Genomic DNA, 7,549 nt, shown 5'->3' with positions numbered 1-7,549 from the left:
GAAATCTTTTGGGGCGAACCGGGAACCAACGGCCAGCACGCCTTCTATCAGTTATTGCATCAGGGCACGCGGTTGGTGCCGGCCGATTTCATCGGCTTCAGCCAGCCAATCGACGACCTGCCCACCGCGGACGGCACGGGCAGCATGCACGACCTGCTGATGAGCAACTTCTTCGCCCAGACCCAGGTGCTGGCCTTCGGCAAGACCGCCGAGGAGATCGCCGCCGAGGGCACGCCGGCCGACGTCGTGCCGCACAAGGTGATGCCCGGCAACCGCCCGTCCACCTCGATCCTGGCCGACCGGCTCACGCCGGCCGTGCTGGGGCAACTGATCGCGCTCTACGAGCACCAGGTCTTCACCGAGGGCGTGATCTGGGGCATCGACTCCTTCGACCAGTGGGGCGTGGAACTGGGCAAGACGCAGGCGAAGGCGCTGCTCCCGGTGATCACCGGCGACTCCTCGCCGGCACCGCAGTCGGATAGCTCGACCGACGCGCTGGTGCGCCGCTACCGGACCGAAAGAGGGCGCACGAGCTGAGGTTTCGCCGCGAGCGCGCTCTCATCGGTCCGGGATTACGAGCTCGGAACCGAATCTCCGCACGAACGTGCGCAAACGGTCCACGGTCGCGGTCTGCGGATCGCTGAGGTGCAGCTGCAGCAGTTCGCGACCGGCGGCATGCAAGATCCGAGCGGTGTACTCGGGATCGTGCAGCTGGGGATTGATGCGCAGCAGTTCACGGACGAAGAAGTCGATGACGACGGCCTGAGATTGAGCCAGGCGGGCATACAGCTCCGGTGGGGCGCCCTGCGGCGGGAACAAGAACAGCCGCCACGTCGCCGGCTGGGCGTCGACGGCGGCCAGCACCCCGTCGAACGCGAGCACCAGCGACTGATCTTCGGCGGCATCCAATCCCGAAATCGCTTCGGCGAACTGCGCGCCGGCCCGCGCCGCCTCACGCTCGATCAGTTCGACGAACAGCCCCGCCAAGTCGCCGAACTTCTGATAGATCAACGACCGATTGATGCCGGCCTGCTGCGCGATGCGGTTCGGTGTCGCCGCGTGGAACCCTTCGGCGTCGACGATCGCGTGTGTGACGTCGAGAATCTGCTCGCGCCGGCCCTCGGCGGTCATGCGCCGCCTGGGGTTGGCGGGCAGCGAGCTGGTCACCCTTGACAGCATAACTAACACCTTGTGAGTATTACTCACCAACTGTTAGTTAGCAGGAGGCAGCGATGGGCACGTACTACCCCGAACTCGCGCGACGGGTCCGCAGCCAGCGCGATTTGCAGCCCGACCTCTACGGCGACTTCGACTTCGACCGGCAGCCGGACCGCCTGGCAACCGAGCCGGACGTCGACTCCGCGCTGCCCACCTGGGTCGCCGACCGCGCACCGATCCTGGAAGACGACCGAGTCCTCGAATTGATCAGCACCGCAACGCTGCTCGGCGACGTCGTCGCGGATCCCTACGCGGCACTGATGAATACGCACAGTGTCACGCACCTGATCGACATGCTCAAAACGGCCTGCCGCGAGGGAATCGGGGCCGTCCCCGACGCGCCCCCGGAGCTTGTCGCGTTCATCGCCGCCATGGAGGCCACCCCGGAGTGGATCGACTTCGACCTGGTACGCGAAGGCGCTCGCCAAGAGCGCATCCCCGCGGCGCTGCTGGCCCCGTTCATCACCCGGGGTGCGTTCATCGCGACCTTCACCAACACCTACGCCGCGCTGCCGATGGCCCTGACCGGCGCGCTCTCGGGCAAGCGGGCCGCCCGACGGGTCAACGAAACGGCCAGTTTCTTCGCCGTCACCACGCTGCCCGGTGCGCTGGACCGTTACGGCCCGGGCTTCGAGGCCGCCGCCATGGTCCGGCTGATGCACTCGATGGTCCGCTACAACGCGCTGAAGAAAACGGACAAGTGGGATGCCGCCGTGTACGGCATGCCGGTGCCGCAGGTTGACCAGATGCCCGCGGGAATGATCGGCCAGTACCTCCTGGCCCGCAAGGCGCGCCGGCAAGGTCGGGCGGCATTCAGCAAAGAAGAACGCGCCGTCGTCGAATTCGCCAGGTATCGCTGCTTTCTGCTCGGCCTGCCGGAGGAACTCCTACCCGCGGAGCCGGCCGACATCATCCACGTCATGCACGCGCGCTCGGCACTGCTGCGCTACGGATTCGACACCGTCTGCCAGGAGCTCGTCCGCGGCACCATGGCGGCGTACTTGCGCCCCGACACCTCGCTGTTCGACCGTTGCGCCGAAGCGGTCGAAAAGAGTTTCAGTAAGCTCACTTTCGTTCGCACCTTCTGCAACGGTGATCGTGACATCGCCGAGGCCATGGGCGTCTCGATGGGGCCGACGGATCTCCTGCGCGTCGCCCTCACCGCGCCCTTCATCATCGGGCGTTTCACCGCCGTGAGCCACGCGAGCCGCATCCCGCTGCTCCGGGACGTCACCGACGCATACGTCATCGGGCTCCTCAAGCTCCGGCTGGCGACCTACGGCAGACCCGAATTCACCACCGACGCGGCGCATTACACACCTTTCCCGCACTGACGTCGTGGCGCGGGCAGACGCAATCAGGCGAACCATTTGGTGAGCGGGGGCGGCAGCACCCGCATCACCTGCACCAGCGGCGCCCACGGCCACCATGGCACCACCGCCCGGCCGGGCTCGCGTTCCATGGCGGCGACGAGGGCGTTGACGCCAGTCTCGTTGTCCACCATCAACATTGTGCTGTTCGACTTGGCCGTCATCTCCGACTCGATATAGCCGGGCTCGATCACCGAAACCCTGATGGGGCCCTTGGCGTACTCGGCGCGCAGGGATTCACCCAGCGAGCTCAAGCCGGCCTTGCTTGCGGCGTAGGCGGCCTTCACGCCCGGCACTCCCTTGTTGCCGAGAACCGATGAGATGAGTACCAGATGACCCGAACCGCTCTTGTTGAACATCTCCAGCGCATTCTCGATCTGCACCAGCGCGGCCACCAGGTTGGTCTCGATGGTCGCCATGTTCGCCCAGAGCTTGCCGGAGCCGAGCTTCGCGCCCTTGCCGATGCCGGCGTTGACGACGACGCGATCGATCCCGCCGAGCTCGTCGCTCAGCTCACCGAATACCTTCGGCACCTGTTCGTGGTCGTTGACGTCCAGCGCGGCCACGGCGACCTTGATGCCCGGATACTGTTTCGTCAGTTCGGCTTTCAGCTCGTCGAGTCGTTCGGTGCGACGGGCGCACAACCCCAGGTCGCGGCCCTTGGCGGCGAAGGCGCGCGCCATCCCTGCCCCCAGACCGGAACTGGCGCCCGTGATGAGGATCTTCTGACGAGTCACCCGACCAGCATAGCGACCGCGGCCGCCGGCTACTTGAGCAGCCGCGACATGCGCCGGTCGGCCAACACCTTACCGCCGGTCTGACAGGTCGGACAGTACTGAAAAGACTTGTCCGCGAACGACACTTCTCGCACGGTGTCGCCGCATACCGGGCAGGGCAGCCCGGTGCGGGCATGTACCCGTAACCCGGAGCGCTTCTCCCCCTTGAGCATCGCGGCACCCTGGCCGACGGAACGGCTCACCGCGTCGGTCAGCACCGAGATCATCGCGTCGTGCAGGGCGGTGAGCTGTTCGCCGGTCAGCTTGCCCGCGGTGGCGAACGGCGAGATCTTCGCGACGTGCAGAATCTCGTCGCTGTAGGCGTTGCCGATCCCGGCGATCACCTTCTGGTCGGTGATGACGGTCTTGATCCGGCCGGTGTTGCCGGCCAGCAGCCCGGCCAGCTCGTCGGGGCTGAGGTCCAGCGCGTCGGGGCCCAGGGCGGCGATGCCCGGCACCAGCTGCGGATCGTCGACGAGCCACACCGCCAGCCGCTTCTGGGTGCCGGCCTCGGTGAGGTCGAACCCGGGCGCCTCGCCGGGGGTGCCCAGGTGCACGCGCAGGGCGATCGGGCCCTTGCCGGGGCGCAGCGGCGCCGCGGCCAGCTTGTCGGACCACCGCAACCACCCCGCCCGCGACAAGTGGGCGATCAAGAACAGCCCTCCCGCCTGCAGCCCGAGGTACTTGCCCCACCGCTGGGCCCCGGTCACAGGCTGGCCGTGCAGCGCGCTGGTCGGCGGGTCGAAGGTCTTCAGCACGGACAGCGCGCCGACGTCGACGCGGCCGACCGTCGAACCGACGGCGTGGCGGCGCAAATGGTCGACCAGCGCTTCGATCTCGGGCAGTTCGGGCACGCCCTTCAGTCTGCCGGTCTGAGCAAATAGGTGTCCATGATCCAGCCGTGCCGCGCGCGGGCCTCGGCCCGCAGCGTCGCGATGCGCGCCCCGACCTCCCCGACGGTGCCCGCCACCAGGAGCTCGTCGCCGGTGCCCAGGTAGGCGCCCCACCAGATGCGTGTGCCGGGCGGGCACACCTGAAACGAGCAGTCACCGTCGAGCATCACCACCGCCGAGCGGGCCAAGCCGTGCTCGCGCAGCCGCCGGCCGGTGGTGATCAGGACGGGTTCCCCGACCTCGTTGAGTGGGATGCGGTGCCGGGCCGTCAGCGCCTGCACCGCGGTGATGCCGGGAATGACGTCGAAGGTGAACGCGACTTCGGCCGCGACGGCGTCCAGGATGCGCAAGGTGCTGTCGTACAGCGACGGATCTCCCCACGCCAAAAAGGCGCCCACGCCGTCGGGACCGAGCTCGCCGGCGATGGCCGCCGCCCAGACCCGCGCCCGCGCCGCGTGCCAATCCGAAACCGCCTCGCGGTAGTCGGCCCCGGTGAAGCGCTTCGGGTCCGGGAGCTCGACGAAGCGATACCCGGGCTCTCGGATGAACCGGGCGCAGATCTCCCGGCGCAGGGCCACCAGGTCGCTTTTCGCCTCCCCCTTGTCCATCGCGAAGAACACCTGCGTGTCGTTGAGCGCATCGATCGCCTGGACGGTCAGGTAGTCCGGGTTCCCGGCTCCGATGCCGATCACGTGAATATGCCGACCCACGACGCCAGTCAACCGAATCGAAACCTGAAAGACCTAGTCGGGACCCCCAAGTACCCAGTACCATGGGTACCGTCTGAAGCAACCCGATGAAGGGACGCCGGCGCTATGACGACCGTGGTCAAGCCGAGTGGGCCGAGTCGTGAGGAGTTCTCGGACCGTCTGCTGAAAGGCTCGGTCAAGAAGTCCTACGAGCCCGTCGTCGATATCGACTGGGACGCCCCGCTGGACCCGGACAAGTTCTATCTTCCGCCGCGGCTGGTGTCGTTGTACAACACGCCGATGTGGGACGAGATGACCCGCGAGCAACAGATCGACCTGTCCCGCCAGGAACTGGTCAACACGCTGTCGGCCGGGATCTGGTTCGAGAACATGCTCAACCAATCGTTGTTGCGAACCATCCTGCACGAGGACCCCACGAGCTCCTCGACGCATTACAAGCTGACCGAGCTGGGCGACGAGACCCGCCACATGGTCATGTTCGGCAAGGCCATCGAGCGCATCGGCGCAAAGCCGGTGCGGCCCCGGCTGTTTCACCGATGGATTATCAACGCCCTGCCGCTGGCATTTCAGCGCGGCTCGATGCTGTGGGTGGCCGCCCTCATCGGCGAAGAGATCTTCGACTCGCTGCAGCGCCAGATGATGGATGACCCGGAACTGCAGCCAATCATCCAGCGCCTCATGCGGATTCACGTGACCGAGGAGGCTCGCCACATTCAGTTCGCCCGGGACGGCGCGCGCAAGCGTGTCGCCGAGATGCCGCGGCTCAACCGATGGTTCATGGCCAACATCAACGGCCTCGGCGGCTACTTCTTCAACTACTTGTTCAGCAATCCGATTCCCTATGCGCGAGTGGGTCTGGACGCGAAGCGGGCCCGAAAGACGGCGCGCACCAGCCCCCACCGCCGCGAGATGCAGGTTGCCGGCTTCGCTCCGCTGGCGGCGTTTCTGACCGAGGTGGGCCTGCTGGGTCCCATCGCGCGCCGCGGCTGGAAGCGCAGCAGGTTTCTGTGACGCGGGCGCCCGTCGTCGTCGTCGGCGCGGGAGATGGCGGCCGAAGCGCACTCGCCGCGCTGCGGGCCCTTGGCGTTTCCGACGTCGGGAGGCTCGATGGGGACGTCCTCGGGGCACGGTTCGACGACAGCACCGACACCTGGCTGCTGACGGCGGCCGGCGGCGAGACGATCCGCGCTCGCGTCGTCATCGCCGGCTACCGACCGGTGCAGGTCCCGTGGCTCCCCGATCTGCCCGGGCGTGAGGACTTCCTCGGCGAGTCGTTCCACGCGGCGCGGTGGCCACGCGAATTCGACCCTGCCGATAAGCGCGTCGCGATCATCGGGGTCGACGCCACCGCCGGTCATTACCTGCCGTGGCTGACGAAGTCGGCGGCCTCGGTCACCGTCTTCGCGCACCCGCCGCGCAGGTTCGTCACCGAGTTGCCGCTGCCCGCCACCCGCACCAAACGCTGGCTGCGCCACCGCATCCGGCCGGCCACCAGGGCCGAGCCGCGACCTGCGCTGGCGGGATCGGCCATCACTGCCGTCACCGCTTCGGGCATCCGAACCGCCGACGGCTCGGAGGATTGCGCCCACCGCGCCGACACCATCGTCTTTGCGACCGGTTTCGCGGTGCCCGATGCCACACCGGATGCGGCGCTGGTCGGCGCCGGGGGGGTGACCGCCCGGCAGGCGTGGGCCGACGGCTCGGAGCCCTACTTCGGGGTCGCCGTTCACGGCCTTCCCAACTACTTCTTCGTCGACGGCCCCGACGCCGGGGCGCAAGCGCGCTACGTCGCCGAGTGCGTCGGCCTCATGGAGCACACCGGCAGCACCCGCATCGAAGTGCGGCGCAGCAGCTACCAAGTGTTCAACGAGCGCGCCTACCTGGGGCCCGCCCAGCCCCAGCCCGCGGCATCGGCCTTCGACGTGACCTTCGGCGCACGCGGCGACGACGCGACCTACGAGGGCGCGGCGACGTTGACGACAGCCGGGGCCGAGCACCCCGTGCGCGTGCGGCTTGCGGGCCATTTGGACCCGATCGACGGCCATTACCACTGGCAAGGAACGGTTTTTGGGGGAGCCGCGCTCAACGAAACGAGAACCGCGACGCTGACGGTCGGCGAGCGCAGCGCGGCCGCGCGCATCGTCGAGCAAACGCCGTGGGGCACGTACACCGTCGCCGGTGTGGGCGCCCCACCGTACGCGCTGAGCTGACACGCGAGGGGTTCGGCGCCGATTCTGCGCACAGCGCCGTTACGGGTTTGCCGATGACGATTTTCGGGTAGTCGGGATAGTCTAATTTTCATTCCACAGGGGAGGTTGGCCACACGGGCGAAGCGGGTCGTCCCGTCGCGCGTGTGTGTCACGGCAGGCAAGCGAGCGAGAACGGCATGTTCTGCGCGATAGCGGTCGGCCCGCAAGACGGGCGTGGTATGAGCGTGCGCTTTCGAGGCGTTCCGTCGCATCGCATTTTTGCCGCCGAGGGGGGCGGGTTCTCCAGCAATTAACCGGGCGGGAATTCGAGGAGCGGGGATATGGCAGCGGAAGGCCGGATTACGACATCGCGTCCGTCTTCTTTTGAGTTCG

At 67.5% G+C, this 7,549-nt stretch carries 7 protein-coding genes and 2 pseudogenes; 4 read left to right on the top strand and 5 right to left on the bottom strand.

Annotated features, from left to right (window positions below; translation table 11 throughout):
* Window positions 1-537: pseudogene (locus tag VMD50_RS06110) on the top strand (glucose-6-phosphate isomerase); the annotation flags it as partial.
* 21 nt (window positions 538-558) lie between these two features.
* Here the strand turns inward: VMD50_RS06110 and VMD50_RS06105 are convergent.
* A complete protein-coding gene (locus VMD50_RS06105; RefSeq protein WP_325425864.1) occupies window positions 559-1,131 on the bottom strand; it encodes a TetR/AcrR family transcriptional regulator in 573 nt (190 codons plus the stop codon).
* A gap of 101 nt (window positions 1,132-1,232) precedes the next feature.
* Between VMD50_RS06105 and VMD50_RS06100 the strand changes: the two genes are divergently transcribed.
* Window positions 1,233-2,552 (top strand): oxygenase MpaB family protein, encoded by a 1,320-nt coding sequence (locus tag VMD50_RS06100; protein WP_325425851.1) that lies wholly within the window; start codon window positions 1,233-1,235, stop codon window positions 2,550-2,552.
* 23 nt (window positions 2,553-2,575) lie between these two features.
* Here the strand turns inward: VMD50_RS06100 and VMD50_RS06095 are convergent, their stop codons facing one another.
* The 4 genes and pseudogenes from VMD50_RS06095 to cobF all read right to left on the bottom strand — a co-directional run bounded on the left by VMD50_RS06095 (window position 2,576) and on the right by cobF (window position 4,967).
* Window positions 2,576-3,325, bottom strand: a complete 750-nt coding sequence (locus VMD50_RS06095) for an SDR family oxidoreductase (protein ID WP_325425849.1) — start codon at window positions 3,323-3,325, stop codon at window positions 2,576-2,578.
* A 29-nt stretch (window positions 3,326-3,354) separates the two neighbouring features.
* Window positions 3,355-3,825 (bottom strand): zinc finger domain-containing protein, encoded by a 471-nt coding sequence (locus VMD50_RS06090; RefSeq protein WP_325425862.1) that lies wholly within the window; start codon window positions 3,823-3,825, stop codon window positions 3,355-3,357.
* A gap of 150 nt (window positions 3,826-3,975) precedes the next feature.
* Window positions 3,976-4,218, bottom strand: a pseudogene (locus VMD50_RS06085) (DNA-formamidopyrimidine glycosylase family protein); the annotation flags it as partial.
* 5 nt (window positions 4,219-4,223) lie between these two features.
* Window positions 4,224-4,967 (bottom strand): precorrin-6A synthase (deacetylating), encoded by a 744-nt coding sequence (gene cobF / locus VMD50_RS06080; protein WP_325425847.1) that lies wholly within the window; start codon window positions 4,965-4,967, stop codon window positions 4,224-4,226.
* A 105-nt stretch (window positions 4,968-5,072) separates the two neighbouring features.
* On the opposite strand from cobF, the gene VMD50_RS06075 reads away from it, so the two are divergent.
* Both VMD50_RS06075 and VMD50_RS06070 read left to right on the top strand, forming a co-directional pair.
* Window positions 5,073-5,978, top strand: coding sequence for an AurF N-oxygenase family protein (locus VMD50_RS06075; RefSeq protein ID WP_325425845.1), 906 nt, complete (start codon window positions 5,073-5,075; stop codon window positions 5,976-5,978).
* Between the two features lie 230 nt (window positions 5,979-6,208).
* Window positions 6,209-7,177 (top strand): DUF4873 domain-containing protein, encoded by a 969-nt coding sequence (locus VMD50_RS06070; protein WP_325425861.1) that lies wholly within the window; start codon window positions 6,209-6,211, stop codon window positions 7,175-7,177.
* Window positions 7,178-7,549 lie beyond the last annotated feature (372 nt).

Source organism: Mycobacterium sp., assembly GCF_035506235.1.
GTDB lineage: Bacteria > Actinomycetota > Actinomycetes > Mycobacteriales > Mycobacteriaceae > Mycobacterium.
The sequence above is the reverse complement of the archived record's forward strand: the minus strand, read 5'-3'. Positions and strand labels throughout refer to the sequence as shown.